We start from the raw sequence: 21,938 nt of genomic DNA on the forward strand, positions 1-21,938 counted from the left end.
ACACCGCCCTCGGCATGCCTGTCACTGAAGCTGTGGGATAGCTCTGACCGGGAGAAGGGCAACCTCGGCCATCACCCGATTTGTGCAACAGAGCCGCCCAGCAGCGGCATGTACATTCTCTGAGCAGTCTGCCTGCTCACTCGAGATGCGTGGTAGCGCAGAGGCAAGCCGACGCATGAGCTCGCAATAGAGTTCGTTGAAATAGCCGTCGTCGTTGTCGTTTCGCGTGTTACGTATAAGATAAACGATGCATTCAGATTTAATGTACAGGGGTGACGATCTGTCTCGGATCTTCAAGGCTGCAACGATCTCCTCGCGCGGCTGTTTGGTCAGCGTTACCAGTGCCTGTTCAACGTCAGCGCGACGCGTGTAGGGCGTGCCGTCAGATCGACACTTGGTAAGCAGTTTTACGTCTCCATTATCCAAATGCATGCTCTTGATCTACCTACACGTTCAGCAATGATAGCCGCACAATATTTACCCCGATAAAACGAACAGCCTTCTATCAACTTTGCTCGCCTATTTTATGAGCATATAGATTGATGATGATAATGATCCCAGAAGCATTTTTTCAATGTTAGATTATGTCGTGATGCGACGAGTGACCTTATGATTATTGGGGCAACATTCCCCCGCAGCGAAGCTACAGATTGGTTTGCTGCAGCTTGGATCAGTGATCCGCTATCCTGATCTTGCCGCACATGTCATGCTGCACCGCGGTCAGTCGGCTTTCTGCCTTTGTAGGTCATTCGCCTCGGCTACCCGCTACGCGTGACATCGACCGCTGCTTACTTTTCTTGCTGCACCTGCGATGCAGCACTGCCGTAAATCCTCTTCCCGCCCATTGTTGACCTCGGTTGGGTGCGTGAGCGGCCGCAACGCGGAAGTACCAATGTCTCTCTGTAGCATAGGTGCCGGTTGGTGTCCGTCGCTCGGACTTCATCCGAGTTAGCTTAGCCGAAGATGTTGAGGGCAATCAAGGTGAGCGCCTAAGCGGGACTGGGCTCGAGATTTCCGATGCTTTCGCGAGTGATCCGGACAAGGTCCCGGATCGCCTGCTGGTTCATGGTCAGATCATACAAGTGGCAAATAACTTACTTCCAGCGGTCTGCACCCACCCTAACGGCCGTGACCCGCATCGCACCTGGATCAGGTTCCTGCCGGACGGATTGACTTTTCACTACGTCGAGAACAAAAAGTGAACTGATAGAGTGCACAAAGTGGAGACCGCCGTCGCATGCCCGCCCAAGCCGATCCTGCCATCGCTGCGCTGCGCGCACGGATTGCGTGGATCGAGGGCGAGGTCGGCTCTGCGCGCGAGGTGCTGCCCTTCGGCATTCCTCAGCTCGATCGCAAGCTCCCGGGCGGCGGTCTGGCGCTCGGATGCCTGCACGAGATCGCCGGCGGCGGCAATGGCGCAATCGACGGAGCCGCTGCAGCCTGTTTCGCCGCCGGCATTGCCACGCGGCTGCCGGGCAAGGTGCTCTGGTGTGTCGCGCACCAGGATCTGTTCGCGCCGGGGCTCGAACAGGCGGGGCTCGCCCCTGACCGCGTGATCCATGTCGAGACCGGCGACGACAGGACTGTGCTGGCCTGTATGGAGGAAGGGCTGCGGCATGGCGGTCTGACGGCGGTCGTGGGTGAAGTGCCGAAGCTGCCGATGACGGCCTCACGGCGGTTGCACCTGGCAGCGCGGGAAAGCGGGACTCTTGGAATCGCGCTCCGCCGTTGGCGGCGGCACGCAGATGCCTCGGACTTCGGCCAGCCCACGGCGGCGATGACGCGGTGGCGGGTCTCGGTGCTGCCCTCAGCGCCCCTGCCGGTGCCGGGGGTCGGGCGGCCGCGCTGGCTCGTCGAGCTGATACGGGCGCGCGCGGGCGAAAATCTCGATATCGAACTGGAGGCATGCGATGGCACGGGTCGTCTCGGTGTTCCTGCCGAACTGGCCGACGGACCGACTAAGGCGGAAGGCTGGCGACACCGCGCCGCCCGTTGATGCGCCTTTCGTCGTTTCCGGCCGCGTCGGCAACCGCCGCATGCTGACGGCCGTCGATGAGGCGGCACAGGCGCTCGGGCTGCGCGCGGGCATGCCGGTCAGCAAGGCGCAGGCACTGGTGCCCGGGCTGCTGATCGAGCCGGCTGATCCCGTGGCGGATGCAGACAGCCTGGAGCGGCTGGCGCTGTGGATGCTGCAACGATTCAGCCCGATCGTGGCGGTTGATCAGTCGGACGGGATCGTAATCGACTCGACTGGCACCGCTCATCTGCATGGCGGCGAGGCGGCGATGCTGGACGCCCTAGTCGGCCGGCTGGTCATGTCCGGCCTCTCGGCGCGCGCCGCGGTTGCGGATACCTGGGGCGCAGCCCATGCGCTGGCGCGTCACGCCGCGAATCCGACCTGTCTGGCAGTACCCGGCACCACAGAGGCGGTGCTCGCGCCGCTGCCGCTGGAGGCCCTGCGCCTCTCACCCGCCATCTCCGCAGGTCTGCGCGATCTGGGCTTCGCCAGCATCGGCGGTCTGATCGGTCAACCGCGCGCACCACTGACCCGTCGCTTCGGGCCGGAGCTCTGCCGCCGGCTGGATCAGGCTTTGGGCGAGATTGCCGAACCCATCGAGCCGGTCCGGCCTGACGACCTGATCGAGATCCGCCGAAGCTTCGCCGAACCCATCGCCGCGGCCGAGACCATCGCCCGCTATATCTGCAAGCTCGTCCTGGCGCTCTGTGAGCGGCTTGAGGAACGCGGTCTCGGCGCCCGCCGTCTCGATCTCATCTGCCACCGGATCGACAACGACCTCCAGATCGTCCGCATCGGTCTCGCCAAGCCGGTCCGCGACCCGAAGCGCCTGACCCGGCTGCTCTGCGACAGGATCGAAACCATCGCGCCCGGTCTCGGCATCGAGATCATGTCGCTGGCTGCCACCCTCGCCGAGCCGCTGGCGGCGAAGCAGACGGCCAGCAGCCTGCTCGAGGACCCGGCGCCGGACCTGTCGGGCCTGATCGACACGCTCGCGAACCGGGTCGGGGCGCGCGCCATCTACCGCTTCGCCCCGGTTCCGAGCGACGTGCCCGAGCGTTCCGTCCGCCGCATCCCGGCGCTCGCCGACGACACCGGCGCCGGCTGGCCCAGCCACTGGCCGCGTCCCGCGCGGCTGCTGCCCCGTCCCGAGCCGATCGAGACCCTGGCGCTCCTGCCCGATCATCCGCCGGCTTGGTTCACCTGGCGGGGCATTCGCCGACGGATGCGGCGCGCCGATGGACCCGAGCGGATCTTCGGGGAATGGTGGACGCGCGAGGCCGAGAGGACGGCCGTGCGCGACTACTTCCGGGTCGAGGACGAGGCGGGCGCGCGCTACTGGATCTTCCGCTCCGGCGACGGCCAGGACACCGCCGCCGGCTCGCACCGCTGGTTCCTGCACGGGGTGTTCGGATGAGCGGAACCCGCTACGCCGAGCTGCAGATGACCTCGCAGTTCTCCTTCCTGCGGGGGGCGTCGTCCGCGCAGGAACTGTTCACCACCGCCGCCGTCCTGGGCATCGAGGCGCTGGCGGTCACGGACCGCAACTCGCTGGCAGGGATCGTCCGCGCGCATGAAGCGGCAAGGGAGACGGGAGTGCGGCTCATCGTCGGCTGCCGGCTGGATCTCGCCTGCGGGATGGCGGTGCTGGTCTACCCGACGGATCGCCCCGCCTATGCGCGGCTCTGCCGTCTGCTGTCGCTCGGCAAGGGACGCGCGGGCAAGGGCAAGTGTCACCTCACCTGGGAGGATCTGGTCGCCTATGGCGAGGGGCTGATGGCGGTGCTGGTGCCGGACCTCGTTGACGACACCTGCGGCCTCCAACTCCGCCGGCTGCGCGAGGCGTTCGGCGATCGCGCCTATCTCGCGCTGACGCTGCGCCGGCGCCCCAATGACCAATTGCGGCTGCACCACCTCTCGAACCTGGCCGCGCAGATGGGCATCGCCACCGTCGTCACCAACGACGTGCTCTACCACGAGCCGGGCCGCCGCATCCTGCAGGACGTTGTCACCGCCATCCGCCACAACACCACCGTGGAGGAACTCGGCTTCCGCCGCGAGCGTCACGCCGATCGCTACCTCAAGCCGCCCGCCGAGATGGCGCGGCTGTTCGCGCGCTACCCCGAGGCACTGGCCCGCACGCTGGAGATCGCCGGGCGCTGCCGCTTCTCGCTCGACGAACTCCGCTACCAGTATCCCGAGGAGCGTGACGACCCGACCCTTACCCCGCAGCAGACGCTCGAGCAGCTGACCTGGGCAGGTGCAGCCTGGCGCTACCCGGAGGGCGTCCCCGACGAGGTGACGGCCACCTTGGGGCACGAGCTGCGGCTGATCGGCAAGCTCGCCTACGCCCCCTACTTCCTGACCGTCCACAGCATCGTGCGCTTCGCCAAGTCGAACGGGATCCTCTGCCAAGGGCGCGGCTCGGCCGCGAACTCGGCGGTGTGCTACGTCCTGGGCATCACCTCCATCGACCCCGGCCGCAACGACCTCCTTTTCGAGCGCTTCGTCTCCGAGGAGCGGCACGAGCCGCCGGACATCGACGTGGACTTCGAGCACGAGCGCCGCGAGGAGGTCATCCAGTGGGTCTACGAGAACTACGGCCGCGACCGCGCCGCCCTCTGCGCCACCGTGATCCGCTACCGCGCAAAGGGGGCGCTGAGGGACGTTGCCAAGGCCCTGGGCCTGCCCGAGGACCTGATCCGGGCCTTGTCCTCGCAACTATGGGCCTGGTCGGCGGAGGGCGTCACCGACGACCAGATCCGCGAGCTGAACCTCGACCCCACCGACCGGCGCATCCGCCTGACCATGGAGTTCGCGGCCCAGCTACGCGGCGCGCCGCGGCACCTCAGCCAGCATCCGGGCGGCTTTGTCCTGACCCATGACAGGCTCGACGATCTGGTGCCCATCGAGCCGGCGGCGATGGCGGACCGCCAGATCATCGAGTGGGACAAGGACGACATCGACGCGCTCAGGTTCATGAAGGTCGATGTGCTGGCGCTCGGCATGCTCAGCTGCCTGCGCCGGGGACTGGACCTGCTGGCCGAGCACAAGGGCCTCCGGCTCGACCTGGCGACCATCCCGCCCGAGGACCCCCGCACCTATGCGATGATCCGCCGCGCCGACACGCTCGGTACCTTCCAGATCGAGAGCCGGGCGCAGATGGCGATGCTGCCGCGCCTCAAGCCGCGCACCTACTACGACCTCGTCATCCAGGTCGCCATCGTCCGCCCCGGCCCGATCCAAGGCGACATGGTGCATCCCTATCTGCGCCGCCGTGCGGGGCTGGAGCCGGTCGACTATCCCACCCCCGAGCTCGAGAAGGTGCTCGGCAAGACCCTCGGCGTACCCTTGTTCCAGGAACAGGCCATGCGGGTTGCCATTGAATGCGCGGGCTTCACGCCTGGCGAGGCGGACATGCTCCGCAAGTCGATGGCGACGTTCAAGTTCACCGGCGGGGTCTCGGCCTTCAAAGACAAGCTGGTCAGTGGAATGGTCGCGCGCGGCTACGATTCCGTGTTCGCCGAGCGCACTTTCCGCCAGCTGGAGGGCTTCGGCTCCTATGGCTTCCCCGAAAGCCACGCCGCGAGCTTCGCGCTGATCGCCTATACCTCAGCCTGGCTCAAATGCTGGCACCCGGACGTGTTCTGCGCGGCCTTGCTCAACAGCCAGCCGATGGGCTTCTACGCGCCAGCGCAGATCGTGCGCGACGCTCGCGACCACGACGTCGAGGTCCGGCCCGTCTGCGTCAACGCGAGCCGCTGGGACTGCACGCTGGAACCCGCAGGCGACGACACCCGCTTCGCCGTCCGCCTCGGCCTGCGCATGGTGAAAGGGCTCGCCAATGTTCATGCCGTGGCCATCGTCACCGCACGGGCCGATCGGCCCTTTGCCTCGCTCGAGGATCTCTGGCGCCGCGCCGGGGTGCCGGTCTCGGCGCTGCCCCGGATCGCCGAGGCCGACGGCTTCCGCCCTGCCCTCAGCCTTGCCCGCCGCGACGCACTCTGGGCCATCAAGGGCCTGCGCGACGAGGAACTGCCGCTCTTCGCCAAAGCGTCGCAGCGAGAGAACACGATGATCTCCGAGGCCGATGAGCCCGCCATCGCGCTCCGTCCCATGGCCGCCGGGCGCGAGGTGGTCGAGGATTACAGCCGCACCGGCCTCAGCCTTCGCGAGCACCCAGTCGCCTTCCTTCGCGAGGACCTGCGACGCCGGCGTATTGTCACCTGCAAGGACGCCATGGAGACGCGCGACGGCCGCTGGCTGGAAGCCGCCGGCATCGTCCTCGTCCGCCAGCGGCCCGGCTCGGCGAAGGGCGTCATGTTCATCACCCTCGAGGACGAGACCGGCATTGCCAACGTTGTCGTGTGGCCGAAGGTGTTCGAGCAGCACCGCCGCATCGTCCTCTCTGCCGGCATGATCGTGGTAAAGGCCCGGGTGCAGCGCGAGGGCGAGGTCGTGCACCTGGTTGCGCACAGGATCACCGATCTCTCCCGTGAACTGGCCAGCGTCGGAGAGCGGGCGGCTTTCCCGCTTCCGCACGGCAGGGGTGATGAGGTCGGCCACGGATCACTCACCGGCAATCCGCACTCTCTGCCCTCCAAAGGGCCCCGCTCCCGCGATATCTACATCCCGGACCTGCATATCGACTCGATCAGAGTGAAGACGCGGGACTTTCGGTGAACGGGAGTGCCGGACATGCCGATCTGATGTCATCGACATGACGGAAGGTAAGGTGGCGCTTACGCGCCACCCTCGAACTTCATGACCGGGATGCCGAGCTTGCGGGCCTTGTCCGCAAAGTTCTCCTGGATCCCGGTGCCGGGGAAGACGAGGACGCCGACCGGCAGGACGTCCAGCATGGCGTCGTTGCGCTTGAAGGGCGCGGCCTTGCCGTGTTTCGTCCAGTCGGGCCGGAAGGCCACCTGCGGCACCTTGCGGTGATCGGCCCAGCGGGAGGCGATCAGTTCGGCTCCCTTCGGCGAACCGCCGTGCAGCAGCACCATTTGCGCGTGCTTGGCATGGACCTGATCGAGCTTCGCCCAGATCAGGCGGTGATCGTTGAAGTCGGCACCCCCGGTCAGGGCCACCTTGGGGCCGGCGGGCAGCATCACCTCGGTCTCGGCCCGGCGTTTCGCGGCCAAGAAGTCGCGGCTGTCGATCATTGCGGCAGTCAGGTTGCGATGGTTGACCATCGATCCGGTGCGGGGCCGCCAGGCACTGCCGGTGTGATGCTCGAAGGCGTCGGCGGCGAGGTCGCGGAAGAGCTCCATGCTGGCGCGCCGTTCGATCAGGGTCTGCCCCTCGGCCGTGAGGCGTTCGAGTTCGACCGATTTCACCTCGCTGCCGTCCTGTTCCCGCTGGAGGCGGCGCTGCGCCTGCTCGTTGTCGTCGAGATCGCGTTCCACGCGGGCATTGGCGCGGTGGAAGAGATTGACAGTCCCCCAGAGCAGTTCCTCGAGATCGGGCTCGAGGCGGGTGTCGCCGAGCGTCGCCACGAGGGCGTCGAAGATGTCCGCGACGGCGGTGGCGACGGTATTGCCCTCGGGCAGCGGCCTCGGATCGGGTTCGTCCTGGAACGGGCGCCAGCCGTAGAGCTGGAGTTCGGTGAGGGTGTGATCGGTCTGGGAGGAGGTGTGGACCGGCTCGTCGCCTGCATATTCGGTTTCGCTTGTCATCGGGAGCGTCCTTTGTTCGGGAAGACCGCGACCATCGCGGCCTTCGCAGGCGTCGAAAGCGCACGGGCGGGACGGGTTGGCAGCCCTCGCTCGCTCCGCGAGGGCCTTGATGGCGGCGGCCGACTATTTTGCCTCGCGATGCAAAGGCGGCGCAGCCGCCGGCGGAAAATAGTCGGCCGCCGCCATTGCCTGTCCGGCCCGTTTGTGCGCCGATCGCCCTCCCGGAAGGCCGTGGGTGCGGGACTCTCCGACGAAGGATGCGGCTGCCGATGGCGAGCGAACGAAACTGACAGGGGCGGAGCATGGGCCGCGCTTCCGGGTCCGATCGAGTCCTCACCTCTCCATGAAACGGCGGACGTCTTCGGGATGGAGCTGATCCTTCAGACCCGCCCTGAGGGCATCGACGCCATGGCGTCGCAGATCGTCGTTGAAGTCCCCCGCGACCGGCGACACCGAAATTGCCTCGATCCCGAGGCTCGCTGCTCTGGCGACAAGGCTGTCTCTTGCACCGTCCCCGGCCGGGTCGCGATCCCTGATGACATAGAGCCGGCGCAGCGCAGGCGGGAACAGGATGGCAGCGAGGTGAGCGGCCGAAAGCGCCGCCAGCATCGGCATGCGGGGCAGAACCTGACGGGGCGACAGCACGGTCTCGATGCCCTCGCCAACGGCGAGCACCTCATCGGCGGTGCCGAAGCGGACGCCATGCCCGAGAAGGTCGCCCATCGCCCGCCGCGGTGTCTCGACAGCAGCCTTGCCGGAACCGTCCCGGGCGAGCCAGGTGCGATGCGCGCCGGTCTGTCGTCCGGTGAGATCGGTGACGGCGGCGACCATCGCCGGCCTGATCTCGGTGGGCGAATGCGCCTCAGACCGGTAATAGCACCGGGGATGGTAGCGTAGCGCGGTGGTGCCGGAGAGGGACGTGATCGCCCGCCCGCTGAGATAGATCTCCGCAAGCGTGCCGTGGATCGGCTGCGACATGGCGAAGAGCCGCCGCGACGTTTCTGGTGAACCGGATGCCGGGCTGGACGTCCTGCCGGTCGGCGCCCTCGTCATTTCCGGTTCGGGATGCGGGAGCGAGAGAAACCGGCGCGCTTCCTCGGCAGCTTCCTTGAAGTCGGCGAGGCCGAGCGCCTCGCGGATGACATCAAGCAGGTCGCCATGCTCGCCTGTGGCCATGTCGGTCCATTTCCCCGCCGCGCCCTTGCCGGATTCCGGTCCGGTCAGGCGCACGAACATCGAGCGGCCGGGGTTGTTCTGGACATCGCCGACCAGCCAGTATCGTCCAGCCCGGTGGCCGGACGACAGATAGTGGCGGCACACCGCCTCGGCCTCGCGGCCAAGGTGGATCGCCAGTTCAGAGGCGTCGTGACGCGGCATCAGACTGTCTCCCGCTCACCGATGCGCTGGACCGGCCAGCGGTCGAGGAGCTTGCCGAGCACGACCGGACCACTGGCGTCTACCGGCACGAACATCCGCAGTTTCCAAGAGATGATCTCGTGAAAGAGGCCATAGGCCGTGAGGCGCTGGCGCATCGTATCGGTGAAGCCGGAGAGTTCGATGCGGTTCGCGCCCATGACGCGAACCCGGCGAAGCTGAAGACCCTCGGCGAGATCGAGGATCGTCCGGCCCTCCATCAGCGCCGCGAAGGCGTCGTCCGGCGTGATCGATGCACTGCCGCTCGTGACCGCGTTCGCGGCCCAGGCCGGCGAGACCTTGCGGCCGATGATGCGCTCGCCCGCATCGGTCTGAAGCCGATAGACGCGGGTGGACTCGTTCGGCAGCCGCTTCCAGATCGGCAGCAGCAGCCCCGTCACCATGTGCAGGGTGGACTCAGTAAACTCTGGCACCTCCTCGAGTTCCGCGTTCCAGGCCGATGCGAAGGCGTCCGGGTCGGCCTCGACCCAATGGGTCTCGCCCATCATCCTGGTCGGGATGTTCTGCGCCTCCATCGGCCGGATCAGCCTGACGCGGCGTTCGATCTCGCCATCGTCCAGCATGACGCTGGTGGTGGGGATCTGCACCGCCGCCCGGCAGGAGCGCTCGTTGACCAGCAGCTTCGCGCGGGGATCGTCGAGTTCGGCCAGGGCGCTATCCAGCGTCACCGGCCGGTTCCGCTTGCGTTCGGTGATGGTCAGCAGGCTGGTTGCCGCCCCGGTGCGGGGGTGGGTGTAGATCACCTGCCCGTCGGCGACGGTGAAGCTTTCGGCGCGCAGGGTCTCCAGCCCGGCGTCATAGGTGCCGGAGGCGATGGCGCCCTCGATCCGCGCGGTCAGAAGCCCTTCAAAGGCAGTGAACAGCACGCCCTGAAGCTCGATGGTCAGCGCCAGCAGCCGGTTGAGGAAGGTGGTGATGGCGGGCAGATCATCCTTGATGCCGTTCGAGTCCATCAGCTTCAGCCCGGTGGCAGCCTCGAACCGCTCCAGCGAGCAACCCTCGACCTTGCCGCGCACCAAGAGGAGATAGAGCTGGCGCAGGGCATCACGCGCGTAATGCGACTCCAGATTGTCCTCGGGACGGAACAGGCCCTGACCGCCGGTCTGGCGCTGGCCGCGCGTGATCGCGCCCAGCGTGTCGAGGCGGCGGGCGATGGTCGAGAGGAACCGCTTCTCGGCCTTCACGTTGGTCGAGATTGGCCGGAACAGCGGCGGCTGGGCCTGATTGGTGCGATGCGTGCGGCCGAGGCCCTGGATGGCGGCGTCCGCCTTCCAGCCCGCCTCGAGCAGATAATGGACCCGCAGGCGGGTGTTCTTCGCCGACAATTCGGCGTGATACGACCGGCCGGTGCCGCCCGCGTCCGAAAAGACCAGCACGCGCTTGGCATCGTCCATGAAGGCGGCCGTCTCGGCGAGATTTGCCGAACCCGCGCGGTTCTCCACAACCAGCCGGTCGATGGTGACGCCGCGCTTGCGGACGATCCGGCGCGAGCGGCCCGTCACCTCGGCCACCGTGTCGGTGCCGAAATGCTGGATGATCTGGTCCAGCGCGCCGGGAACCGGCGGCAGCGATGCCAGACTGGCGATCATCTCGTCCCGTCGGGCGACGGCCTCGCGGCTGAGGGCGGGCTGGCCGTCGCGATAGACCGGGCGCGAGGACAGGTTGCCCTCGCTATCGGTAAAGGGCTCGTAGAGCTGCACGGGGAAGGAATGGGCGAGGTAGTCGAGGACATATTCGCGTGGCGACAGGTCCATTTTCAGGTCGCTCCAGTCCTCGGTGGGGATCTCCGCCAGACGACGCTCCATCAGCGCCTCGCCGGTCGAGACGATCTGGATGACGGCCGAATGGCCCGCGTCCAGATCGGCGGTGATCGAGCGGATCAGCGTCGGGGTCTTCATGCTGGTCAGCAGATGCCCGAAGAAACGCTGCTTGGCGGACTCGAAGGCCGAGCGCGCGGCCGATTTGGCCTGCCGGTTCAGCGTGCCGGAGCCGCCGTCGCCACCAGTGATATTGGCGGCCTGCATCGCCGCATCCAGATTGTTGTGGATGATGGCGAAGGCATCGGCATAGCTGTCGTAGATACGGACCTGTTCCGGGGTCAGCTCATGGTCGAGCAACTCGTATTCGACGCCTTTGAAGGAGAGCGAGCGGGCGGTGTAGAGGCCAAGGGCGCGCAGATCGCGGGCCAGGACCTCCATGGCCGCAATGCCACCCGCTTCGACCGCCTCCACGAACTCGGCCCTGGTCGAGAACGGGAAATCCTCGCCGCCCCAGAGGCCGAGCCGCTGCGCATAGGCGAGATTGTGGACCGTGGTGGCGCCGGTGGCCGAGACATACACGACGCGGGCCCGCGGCAGGGCGTGCTGGAGGCGCAGCCCGGCGCGGCCCTGCTGCGAGGCGGCGACATCGCCGCGTTCTCCCTTGCCCCCTGCGGCATTCGCCATGGCATGCGCCTCGTCAAAAATCACCACGCCATCGAAGTCTGCGCCCAACCATTCGGTGATCTGCCTGACCCGCGAAACCTTCTCGCCGCGGTCGTCGGAGCGCAGCGTGGCATAGGTCAGAAACAGGATGCCTTCGTTCAGCGTGATCGTTGCGCCCTGGGGGAAACGGCTGAGAGGCGTGACCAGCAGTCGCTCCATACCGAGCGCGCTCCAGTCCCGCTGTGCGTCTTCGAGCAGCTTGTCGGATTTGCTGATCCAGACCGCCTTGCGCCGCCCTTGCATCCAGTTGTCGAGAATGATGGCCGCCGATTCCCGGCCCTTTCCGACGCCGGTGCCGTCGCCGATCATGAAACCCTGCCGGAAACGGACAGCGCCTGTGGCGTCCTCCGGCGCGGCGGACAGGCTGTCGAGCGTGTCATCGACCGTCCATGCCCCGGCGAGGAAGCCGGCATGGGCCTCGCCGGCATAGATCACGGTCTCCAGCTGCGCCTCGGACAGCCCGTCGAGAATGTCCTCGGGCAGCGTCGGCCGGTAGCTCGGCTTCGGCGGGGCGACACTCGCCATCGACGCGGATTGCACGAGCTGGGTTGGATGCGGCTGCGCCCCGGCAATGCGGATGGTCTGAAGACCGTAGTCCTCGTAGATCGCATCCGAGAGGCGACCGCCCTCGGCCGGTTCCCAATCCACGGCCTCATAGGCGAGCGGCACCCCGTCCGGCTCGGCCAGCGGCGCGGCGGATGCGGTCTTCGCGGCCCGGTTGACATGGCCGCGCACGGTGCGAGGCGCCGGGGTGCAAGGAGCCGATGGGGCAACCTGCACGGCAATGCTGGGATCGACCGGCAGCCGGGCCGGAAGCCGGTTGGCCAGCCAGCCGATCAGCATGGCCACGTCCGGGGCGACACCAGGCGCTTCCGGAAACACCGCTGCGTTTTCGGCGGGCAGCTTGTCGATGACGGTCAGCCGCGTGTCGATGGTGGTGCCATGCTTGGCATAGACCGAGCCGTCGATGGCGGCGGAGAAGACCACTCGGCCGCGTTCCTGCAGCCGGGCCCAGGAGGCGGTCCAGGCGGGATTGTCGGGCGCGAAGCTCGCGCCGGTGATGGTGACGAGCCGCCCACCGGGCGCCAAGCGTGCCAGCGCTGAGGCAACATGGCGGAAGGCGGCATCGGCCATTCGGCCCTCGACATTTGCCACGGCGGAGAACGGCGGGTTCATCAGCACCACGGTCGGGATCAGGCCGGGATCGAGATGATCGTCGATCTGGGCGGCGTCGAAGCGCGTCACGGAAAGGGCCGGAAAGAGGGAAGACAACAGGCCGGCGCGCATCTCGGCCAGTTCGTTGAGCAGGAGCGTGCCGCCGGCGATCTCAGCCAGGATGGCGAGGAGCCCGGTGCCGGCCGAGGGCTCCAGCACCCGGTCGGCAGGCGTGATCGCCGCCGCCGTCACCGCCACGAAACCGAGCGGGATCGGGGTGGAGAACTGCTGGAAGGTCTGGGCTTCCTCAGACCGGCGCGTATGCGGCGGCAGAAGCCCGGCAATCTTGCCGAGCTGGGGCAGGACCGCCACCGGAGACCCGGCTTTGCGGAAAAGCACATTGCCGTATTTGCGCAGGAAAAGGACGGTCGCCGCCTCGCAGGCGTCATAGGCAGTTTTCCAGTCCCAAGCTCCAGCGGCGTCGGAAGCGCCGAAGGCTGCTTCCATCGCACTGTGCAGGGTTGCGGCATCGACGCGCTGACCGCGTTCGAGATGGGGCAGGAGCAGCCCAGCAGCAGTGAAGGCGCCGGCTGCCGTCTCCACGCCGTGGCCGACTGCCAGCGCAGTGACAGTACCAGCCTCTGCGGGTGCGGGGATCATGTTCATGGGGAGTTCCTCGGGAGAGCGGGGCGGGATCAAGCCGCGCAGTGCTCTCTTGACCGCACCGGCTTACCCTCCTCCCGGCCGCACTCTCCCTCTGAGACCCTGGCGACAGTCGCCGAGCGGCACGCGCGGTTCTCCACAGGCGCAAACCTCTTCCGGCCCGCCCCGGGTTCTTGATCCGCGCGGCTTGATCCGCGCCGCGATGGCTCTTATCTTACGATTGTCTTACAGGTGGACCTTGCCCATGGCTCAGCCCGATCCCCTGATCACGACCGTCTCCACCAAGGGGCAGGTCATCCTGCCCAAGGCGATCCGCAAGCGCCGGGATTGGGATGCCGGCACGCGGCTGATCGTCGAGGAAACCCCGGATGGCGTCCTGCTGAAGCCCGCCCCCGCCTTCGTACCGACCCGGCCCGAGAATGTCTTCGGGATGCTGCCTTTCGCGGGCGCGCCGAAGTCGCTCGAGGAGATGGAGGCCGGGGTGCTGGCCGAGGCCCGCAGGCGTCATGGTCGCGATTGATACCAATATCGTCGTCCGCTACCTGACCGGCGATCACCTCGAGCAATCGGCCCGCGCCCGCGAGATCTTGGACGGGCAGCGGGTGTTCGTCCCGGTGACGGTGGTGCTGGAGACGGAATGGGTTCTGCGCAGCGCCTATGGCTACAAGCCCGAAGATGTCGCACGGGCATTGCGGGCCTTCGGAGGCCTGCCGGCAGTGACCATCGAAGACGCGGCGACGGTTGCCGCCGCGTTCGATCTTGCCGAGCGGGGAATGGATTTCGCCGATGCGCTGCATCTCGGCCGGTCGGAGCGGCAGGACGCGTTCCTGACTTTCGACCGCAAGTTCGTGAAGGCGGCGCAAGCCGCGGGGATCGGCTTCGTCCAGGAGGCGTGACCGCAGCTGCCATGAAGGTGTGGTGGCCGGCGGTGATCGTCTCCTCCGGGAGCCGGCGTTGATTGCGGTTATGCTGCGGAGGGTCCGGGAGCGGGGTCAGGTGGACTGCCGCCGCCCGGCCGGGTTTCCGGCGCGACAGCGAAGGGATCCACCAGCTTGTGAATCGGCTGCGCGCGGCCCATCCAGGGCTCAGGACGGATTGAACGCACCCAGTCGGCGAAGCTCGGGATGAAGCCGAAATCCTCCAGCACATGCTGTTCGCCGATCAGACGGACGGGCACGACGCGGCCGGTCGAGATGGTGACGGTCGCCCCGAAGACGCGCTCCAACTCGAATATGCCCTGGGCGTGATGACGCAGGGCCCGGTGGCGGAAGTCGGCGGTGATCTCCTTCGATTCGTCGAACCACTGGTGGAGCGGGAGATAGTCCTCTGCCGTGCCGCCCCATTTGCGCGCTGACGACAGCGCGTGATGATAGGAATATCCCAAGTTTGCCTCCCTCAGAAGCTGTGGGTGTAGTTTTCGGAAGCGGTGTAGCGCTCGTTGTAGTCGAGCGTGATCGTCCGCTCCGCGACGTCGAAGGTGATGTCGCCATAGGCGCCGTCGTTGTTTTCCCAGCCGCCATGCGTTCGCTCGAGGACATCATAGGCCAAGCTTTCGACGGCCGTGGCGAGGGTGACGGTCGAGCGCTCGGGCTCGGATTGGCCCCAGACCGCCTGTGCGATCTCGATTCTGGCGTCAGGCATGGCGATATCATCATCGCCAGACCGCACGTCGACATTCTCGATCTGACCGGAGTCGCTATAGCCATCGAAGGTCACGACCACATGGGTGATCCCGGCCGATGCGAGAGCATCGAGCAGAACTGTCTTGTTCAGACTGAAAAGTTCGGCTTCGAGCCGGCTTCGCAGGGCGGCCAGCGTCGTCCAATCGAAAGGCGTCGGGCTGGTTTCCGGTGCGGTTTCGGAATTGTCGGACATGGGTGTCTCCTGACACAAATGCGCCCGGCGCGATGGCCGGGCTGTTGAACGATCGAGAGCGAAGCGGCGGGGCGACCGGAGCCGCCCGCGCTTCTCGAACTCACTCGGCTGCGGCCATGTGTTGCGCCTCACCCTTCTCGCCGGCGGCCTCCTCATCACCGCCGTCACCCGTCAGGAACTCGGGGAGTTCGTCGGCCTCGACATCCTCTGCGGTGTCGGGCTCGGCAGGGGCATCGATCATGCGCAGCGGTTCCGGCAGCCAGCCGGCATCGGCGAGCAGGCGTTCCGCCTCCCTGGCCATATCGCCCTTCTTCAGATGGTCGATGAGCTGGGCAGCTCCTTCGCCCGCTCCCTCGCGCACGGCTTCGAGGATACGCGGCTTGGTTACGCGGCCGAGGTAATTCGCCACGCACGGCCGCCAGCCCGCCGCCACCATGTCGAGGCCCGTGGCCCGCGCCAGCCGATCCGCCTGCGCGAGACGCACGTCGAGCCCGTGCTGGCTCACGCCCGTCCCGCCATAGGGGTTGGGCTTTTCATGGAGCGCGTTGACGCCGAAGCTCACGCAATGGGCGAGAAGCTCCATCCGGGAACCGTCGTCGAGATCAGCCAGCCAGTCCCACAGCGCCGCATCGTCACCGGGGATCAGATCGCCCCAGCGTTCGTGCCGCGCCGTGACCGATTGCGCCGAGGCGCTGTCGCGAAGATCCTCGGTTTGCGCCGGCAGATGGACCTCACGGACCTGAGCCTCGAGGCAGCCCTGCGTCGAATGCGGCAAGAAGCTGTCCGTGACCAGCCGGTGCAGGAGCGCGGTCATGGCGACCTGCGGGTTCATCGCCACGGCATCGCGCAGCGCGAGCGTGCGATGCGCGGTCAGTTCGCTGACGAGGCGGTCGGGAAGCGGCCGGATCGTCTCCGCCCCATCCTCTTCGTCCTCAGCCTCGATGGACGCCCCGCCAAGAGTGATGACGGCGCGCTGGACGCTGACCGGTTGATCGCCCTCGGGTGCTGCGCCCGCCGGGGCCCCGGCTTCACCCTCCTCCGGTCCGGCCGTAGCCTCGTCCTCGGGCCGAACATAGCCGCGTTCGACCATGAGCGCGCCATCCGCGTCGATGCTGACGAAGGCCCCGGCCCGCGCCATCTGCTCCGGAGCGTAGATCATAGGACGGCGGTCGAATGCCTCCAGCGCCTGCTCGATCTCTCCCAGACGTTGATCGATCTCATCGGGCAGTTCGTCGGCCTCGGCATGGTCAGCATCAAGCCGGTCGTATTCGTCGCGCAGCGCCTCGCGCGTCGCCCGCTCCTCCTCGGTGAGATCGACCGTCGCGCCCGCCAGTTCCCGCAGGCCGTGAGCATGGCCGTAGGGAAAGGTCACGGCGACTTCGATCCATTTCCAGCCTTCGGCCGCAATCGTCTCGGCTTCGGCTTTGAGCTTCTCCGTGACGAGCCGATCGAGCAGAACGGAATCCTGAAGCCAGCCGCCATCATCGGACTGGAAGAGATCGCGCAGCACGTAGCCGCCCGCGGCTTCGTAGGCCTCGAGGCCGACGAAAACGGTGCGCTTGTCGGAGGCGCGAACCGCGGTCTCGGTCATCAGGCGACGGATATGATAGGGCTCCTTCTGCCAGCCATCCCTGATCGCCTCCCAGACCTGCTGCTGGCGCGCATGGTCCTCCGAGACGGTGAAGGCCATGAGCTGTTCGAGCGTCATGCCGTCCTCGGCATAGATGTCGAGCAGCGCAGGCGAGACCGCAGCCAGGCGCAGGCGCTGCTTCACGACCTTGGCGTCGACGAAGAACGCGGCCGCGATGGCCTCCTCGGACATGCCCTTCTCGCGCATCGCCTGAAAGGCGCGGAACTGGTCGAGGGGATGAAGTGGGGCGCGCTCGATGTTTTCGGCGAGCGACAGCTCGTCGATCAGGATGTCGGCTCCAGCCTCCGACACGATGCAGGGCACAGGCGCGGTCTTCACTAGGCGCTTCTGCCTTACCAGAAGCTCGAGCGCGCGGAACCGGCGGCCGCCGGCGGGTACCTCGAACATGCCGGTCTCCTGGCCCTCGGCATCGAGGACCGGACGGACATGCAACGACTGGATCAGGCCGCGCCGGGCGATGGACTCGGCCAGTTCCTCGACCGAGACGCCGGCCTTGACCCGCCGGACATTCGCCTGGGAGAGTACCAGCTTGTTGAAGGGAATGTCGCGCGAGGACGACAGGGTGATCTTCTGCACGGCAGCAGCCATGTTCGTGACTCCATGACGGACGCCGGGGAGCCTCTCTCTCCGGCAACCAGCCCGTCACCCAATCCCATCCCTCCTTTCACTCTCCCGACCGTGTGCGGCGCAGCGCCACGAGGCATCAGAGATCCCCGCGGGCGCGCAAGCTCGTCTCCCGGCCGGCGCCGACGATGATGTGGTCGTGGAGCGTCACGCCGAGAGCCTTGCAGGCTTTCTGGATTTCCTTCGTCATCGCGAGGTCGGCCGCGGAGGGCTCGGGATCGCCGGTCGGATGATTGTGGACGATGATCAGCGCCGCCGCGTTGAGCGCCAGGCTCCGCCGCAGCACCTCCCGGGGATAGACCGGGACATGGTCGACCGTGCCGATGGCCAGGCATTCATCGGAGATGAGCCGGTTCTTCCGGTCGAGATAGAGGACATGGAAGCGCTCCACCTCACCCCGGATGGTCAGGGCGCAATAGTCCAGAACTGCCTGCCAGGACGACAGGACCGGGTTCTGGTTCAAATGGCGCAGCAGGATCTGCCGGGCCTCGTAGACGACCGCCTGCTCCTGGGCCGAGAACTGGAGGGGCTGCGGTTCGATGGCAGGTTTTCGTTCACGTCGGATCATTGGTGATGCTCCTCGACGGACAGCCGGCCGGGCGCCGGGGCTTTCGCCGCGTTACTACCAGAAGCGCCGCCCTCTGACGCGAAGACAGAGAGCGGCGCAGGATCGCGAAGTCGGGCAGCTAGGAATCTGCCTTTCCGGGCTCGCAGACGGGATCGAAGGCCTTCACGCCGAGAAGGTGATCGACGCGGGTAAGGAATTGTTCGCGCTGGCCGCGGGTCAGGCGGATCATGCCGCGGCAATCCGCTCGGTCGACGCTGCATCCGGTTCGGCGCCATCCTCGTCCGGCAGATGCCCGAGCAGCCAGTCGGCCGCCTTGCCGGCCTGCGAGGCCGCACGGACGATGGCGCGATTGTCCTCACGCAGCACTTCGAGCCACGAGCCGATGTAGTCGGCGTGGCGCACGGTCGGCACGATCCCGAGCGAGGCGCAGCAGAACGCCGCGCTCATCTCGGCCACCAGTTCCTCGAACGCGTATTTCCTGGTACCGAAGCTGCCCGAGAAATCCCGCGCGAGCCGCGCGGCATGACCCGTCGCGTGGCCCATTTCGTGCAGGGCGGTCCGGTGCCAGTTGATCGGCTCGAAATACGCGGCGGGCGGCGGCACCTGGACATAGTCGAGCGCGGGAACATAGAAGGCGCGGTCGCCGCCGATGCGAAAGTCGATTCCCGTCTCGCGGATCAGCGCCTCGACCCGCGGCTCGATCATGCCCGGCGGCGGGGGCGGCGCCTCGACCGCAATGTCGTTGGGCAGGCCCTCACATTGCGCCGCGTTGAAGACGGTGAAGCGCTTCAGGAAGGGGATGCTGCCGGCTTCCTCGCCTGCCTCACGGGCGCGACGCTTCTCGTCCTCGGGCGTGAAGCGGTCCGCATAGACGACGGTCGTCCCGCGCTCGCCCTTGCGGACATTGCCGCCCAGCGACAGTGCCTGGCGGAAGGTGAGCCAGTGCTGGCTGGGGTAGCCGTTCTGCACCACGGCGCCCCAGAGGATCAGGATATTGATCCCGGAATACTGGCGCGAGGTCGCGGCGTTTCTCGGCACGGCCAGCGACGCCTTCGCCGCCGAGGTTCCCCAGGGCTGGACCCAAGGCAGCCGGCCCTCCTCTAGCTCGGCGATGATCTTGTTGGTGATGTCGTCGTAGATGCTTGTGCGAGAACCGCCATCATGGGCGGCGCGATCCTGTCTGGCCATCGGGATGATCTCCACGACGGGCGCCGGAAGCCACTCCTCCCGCCTCAACCCGTCACGGAAAACCGCCCGAACTCTCCCTCTACCGGTGTCGCACTCGCTAGCCGACGTGAGGCAACATCACAGCTGCCCACTTGGCTGAATCACGCCAAAATTCATGCGCTAGATCCGGCGTGAGCGGGAGCGGTGCCGGTCGACATCTTCGTGCGTCAGTACCGGGTGACCAGGGCTTCGCTGCCCGTTGAGAGTCAGGGAACTCCAACCGCCAGCTCCGCACATCGGTGCACCGGTTCAGGGGACTTCACGTCGAACTTCAAGGACAGGGGCCGCATCCGGACTCTCGGTCACCCGGCTCGATCCACTTGAGGTGTTGGTGCGGTCTCCTGCGCGGTGTCGAGCAGGGCGGCGATCTCCTCGCAGGTGCGAGTAACGGCGAGCTTCAGCGCCTCATCGATATGGACATAGCCCTGAGTCACGCTTTGAGCGGCATGGCCAAGAAGAGCCCTGATCGTCAGTTCGGAAAAACCGAGGTCGCCTGCGACACTGCCGAAGGTGTGACGCAACGTATGTGGTGTGACCCCTTTGATCCCCACGCTGGCGCAGAGCCTGACGAGGCACGCCTTGGCTGCTGTAAAATGGCCCTCGCTGATATCGGATGGGAAAACATAGGGGCTCTTGCCTCGAATCGGCTGGCACGCAGCAATCTTCGCGGCGGAGGGACCGATCGCGCGGACCTGCGCGTCTCCCTTCGTGTCGGGAAAAGCCACATAGCCCGCATCAACGTTGAGCCAAGGCTTTTGGAGCCCCTGGCCTTCCGAAATGCGAAAGCCCGTGAGAGCGAGGAATCGGATGATGGCAAGGGCCACAGGATTTTCGCCGTTACGCTCCGCGTGCCGCATTGCGGCGCCCAGTAGCTTGATTTCAGCCACGCTCAGACGCCGCCGCTTCTTCTTGCCAGCGAGCTTTCGCGCGCCCCGGCTAGGATGGCTCTCAAGCTTGTCGAGACGAGCGGCATGACCAAGGATGCTCTGGAGTGTTCCAACAGCGCGGGACGCAACGCCGGGGCCGCCAGTCGGGACGCCACCTCGGCCCTTGCCTCGCGGCTTCGCCGTCTTGCCAGCCACGATATCGGATTGCATCCCCTCAATGTCGGCCACCCTCAGGGTATGTGCAAGGCGCTTGCCCAAGAGCGGCTTAATATGCGTTTCTATACGGCTCTTGTCCATGGCGAGCGTCGACTTCTTGATGGGCCTATTGCGTCGACCGAGGACGCGACCGGCCTCAGCCTCCTCGAGATACCAATTGCAGAGATCAGAAACTGTGACCTGATGGTGAGGATCGTCATTGGAGTCGGCGGGATCCTGACCGGCGGCAAGGGCACCAAACTTGATCCTGGCCTCATCGCGCGCGTTCTCGACGGTCATGATTCCAAAGCGACCGAGATTGATGCGGCGGCTTTTCCCTTCCGCATTGCGGTATTGGATGATGAAGGTCTTTACCCCTCCCTTGGTCACACGGACGCCAAAGCCCTTCAGCTCTCCATCCCATAAGAACGCTTGTCCCGCAGGCGGCGGCTCCAGCGCCTCAACGGCCTTCTTGGTCAACTTGGCCACGCCGCTTCCTCCACATGCTTACACGGCTTCACCATAGCACCCGTGTAAGCAATATGTAAGCAGATGGAATGAAGCTGTGGGGTTGCCGTGGCGAACTGCAGCGCAAATAGCTCCAGTTAAAGTTCTGTTTTTAGCTGCTATCTCGCAATATTGGGTGCTGTGGCGTATGATCTTCCTGATCTTGCCAAGGTTAGGGTCGTGAGTTCGAATCTCATCGCCCGCTCCAACATCGAAAGGCCGGTCCCGCGGGGCCGGCCTTCGTGTTTCCGGGGCACGCTTGCAGGGTGGCGCATCGCATCGCCCGCCCATTCGCCGCGCCATCGGTTCGCCATCGGTTCGCCACAGGGGCGACCCTGCCCCGCTGGCCCCCCTTGCTTCCACGCACCCCGCTTGGCCGTGACCCGACGTGCCCCCCCCTGCGCCCCCGTGCCCGCGCCGCGCCGCGTTGCCCCGCGTCGGCCGCGCGCGTAAGCAGGGGGGCGGTTCACCCGAAAGGCGCTGCCATGATCCCCCATCCCCCTGCCCCCGCGCCCGTCCCGCCGGTCGAGCTGCGGGTGCTGGACCCGCGCCTGCACGACTGGGGTCTGCCGCGGCCGCAGACGGCGATGGCGGCGGCGGTGGATCTGTTCGCCTGCCTCGACGCGCCGCTGGACCTGGGCGCGCAGGACGCGGCCGTGCTGGTGCCCTCGGGGCTGGCGATCCACATCGCGGACCCGCAGCTTGCCGCGATGATCCTGCCGCGATCGGGGCTGGGGCATCGCGGGCTGGTGCTGGGCAACGGCATCGGGCTGATCGACGCCGATTATACCGGCCAGATCATGATCAGCCTGTGGAACCGCAACCCGCCCGGCAGCGCCCCGATCACCCTGCGGCCGGGCGACCGGGTCGCGCAGATGCTGTTCGTGCCGGTGGTCCGGCCGCTGATGCAGGTCGTGCAAACGTTTTCGCGCGACTCCGGCCGGACCGGCGGCTTCGGCTCGACCGGAGTCTGA

Annotated in this window: 15 protein-coding genes; 6 read left to right on the plus strand and 9 right to left on the minus strand. The window is 66.6% G+C overall.

The window, feature by feature from the left end; genetic code table 11:
* The first annotated feature begins 1,237 nt into the window (after positions 1-1,237).
* The 3 genes from DPQ23_RS12065 to DPQ23_RS12075 are packed head-to-tail and all read left to right on the plus strand — an operon-like array spanning position 1,238 to position 6,700.
* A complete protein-coding gene (locus DPQ23_RS12065; protein ID WP_112875110.1) occupies positions 1,238-1,996 on the plus strand; it encodes an ImuA family protein in 759 nt (252 codons plus the stop codon).
* Entirely contained in the window at positions 1,911-3,434 is a 1,524-nt protein-coding gene (locus DPQ23_RS12070; RefSeq protein ID WP_112875048.1) for a Y-family DNA polymerase, read from the plus strand. Before DPQ23_RS12065 ends, DPQ23_RS12070 begins: the two co-directional genes overlap by 86 nt.
* Positions 3,431-6,700 (plus strand): error-prone DNA polymerase, encoded by a 3,270-nt coding sequence (locus tag DPQ23_RS12075; RefSeq protein WP_112875049.1) that lies wholly within the window; start codon positions 3,431-3,433, stop codon positions 6,698-6,700. The genes DPQ23_RS12070 and DPQ23_RS12075 overlap by 4 nt, the downstream gene beginning before the upstream one ends.
* 59 nt (positions 6,701-6,759) lie before the next feature.
* Here DPQ23_RS12075 and DPQ23_RS12080 read toward each other — a convergent pair whose 3' ends face one another.
* The 3 genes from DPQ23_RS12080 to DPQ23_RS12090 form a co-directional block, all read right to left on the minus strand.
* Positions 6,760-7,695: a DUF2493 domain-containing protein gene (locus tag DPQ23_RS12080; protein WP_112875050.1), complete on the minus strand. Its 936-nt coding sequence runs from the start codon at positions 7,693-7,695 to the stop codon at positions 6,760-6,762.
* A 333-nt stretch (positions 7,696-8,028) separates the two neighbouring features.
* Positions 8,029-9,072 (minus strand): DUF7146 domain-containing protein, encoded by a 1,044-nt coding sequence (locus DPQ23_RS12085; protein WP_112875051.1) that lies wholly within the window; start codon positions 9,070-9,072, stop codon positions 8,029-8,031.
* Positions 9,072-13,427, minus strand: coding sequence for a strawberry notch-like NTP hydrolase domain-containing protein (locus DPQ23_RS12090; RefSeq protein ID WP_476704032.1), 4,356 nt, complete (start codon positions 13,425-13,427; stop codon positions 9,072-9,074). Before DPQ23_RS12090 ends, DPQ23_RS12085 begins: the two co-directional genes overlap by 1 nt.
* Positions 13,428-13,674: 247 nt before the next feature.
* Here DPQ23_RS12090 and DPQ23_RS12095 point away from each other — a divergent pair, with 247 nt between their 5' ends.
* Positions 13,675-13,950: an AbrB/MazE/SpoVT family DNA-binding domain-containing protein gene (locus DPQ23_RS12095; protein ID WP_112875053.1), complete on the plus strand. Its 276-nt coding sequence runs from the start codon at positions 13,675-13,677 to the stop codon at positions 13,948-13,950.
* Complete coding sequence (locus DPQ23_RS12100) at positions 13,937-14,326, plus strand: type II toxin-antitoxin system VapC family toxin (protein WP_112875054.1); 390 nt, start codon at positions 13,937-13,939, stop codon at positions 14,324-14,326. The genes DPQ23_RS12095 and DPQ23_RS12100 overlap by 14 nt, the downstream gene beginning before the upstream one ends.
* Before the next feature lie 68 nt (positions 14,327-14,394).
* Here DPQ23_RS12100 and DPQ23_RS12105 read toward each other — a convergent pair whose 3' ends face one another.
* From DPQ23_RS12105 to DPQ23_RS12130, 6 genes are all read right to left on the minus strand, one after another.
* The gene (locus tag DPQ23_RS12105; RefSeq protein ID WP_112875055.1) at positions 14,395-14,814 is read right to left on the minus strand and encodes a DUF6915 family protein; all 420 of its coding nucleotides are present in this window, start codon (positions 14,812-14,814) and stop codon (positions 14,395-14,397) included.
* Between the two features lie 11 nt (positions 14,815-14,825).
* Positions 14,826-15,305, minus strand: a complete 480-nt coding sequence (locus tag DPQ23_RS12110; protein WP_112875056.1) for a DUF6878 family protein — start codon at positions 15,303-15,305, stop codon at positions 14,826-14,828.
* Positions 15,306-15,405: 100 nt separating this feature from the next.
* Positions 15,406-17,544 (minus strand): ParB/RepB/Spo0J family partition protein, encoded by a 2,139-nt coding sequence (locus tag DPQ23_RS12115; protein WP_112875057.1) that lies wholly within the window; start codon positions 17,542-17,544, stop codon positions 15,406-15,408.
* A gap of 115 nt (positions 17,545-17,659) precedes the next feature.
* The gene (radC, locus tag DPQ23_RS12120; RefSeq protein WP_112875058.1) at positions 17,660-18,148 is read right to left on the minus strand and encodes a RadC family protein; all 489 of its coding nucleotides are present in this window, start codon (positions 18,146-18,148) and stop codon (positions 17,660-17,662) included.
* A gap of 225 nt (positions 18,149-18,373) precedes the next feature.
* Entirely contained in the window at positions 18,374-19,351 is a 978-nt protein-coding gene (locus DPQ23_RS12125) for an ArdC family protein (RefSeq protein ID WP_476704031.1), read from the minus strand.
* Positions 19,352-19,677: 326 nt separating this feature from the next.
* Positions 19,678-20,946, minus strand: a complete 1,269-nt coding sequence (locus DPQ23_RS12130) for an integrase family protein (RefSeq protein WP_112875059.1) — start codon at positions 20,944-20,946, stop codon at positions 19,678-19,680.
* Between the two features lie 503 nt (positions 20,947-21,449).
* Here DPQ23_RS12130 and dut point away from each other — a divergent pair.
* Entirely contained in the window at positions 21,450-21,938 is a 489-nt protein-coding gene (dut, locus tag DPQ23_RS12135) for a dUTP diphosphatase (RefSeq protein WP_112875060.1), read from the plus strand.

The sequence above is a fragment of the Paracoccus endophyticus genome, assembly GCF_003286075.1.
Lineage (GTDB): Bacteria > Pseudomonadota > Alphaproteobacteria > Rhodobacterales > Rhodobacteraceae > Paracoccus > Paracoccus endophyticus.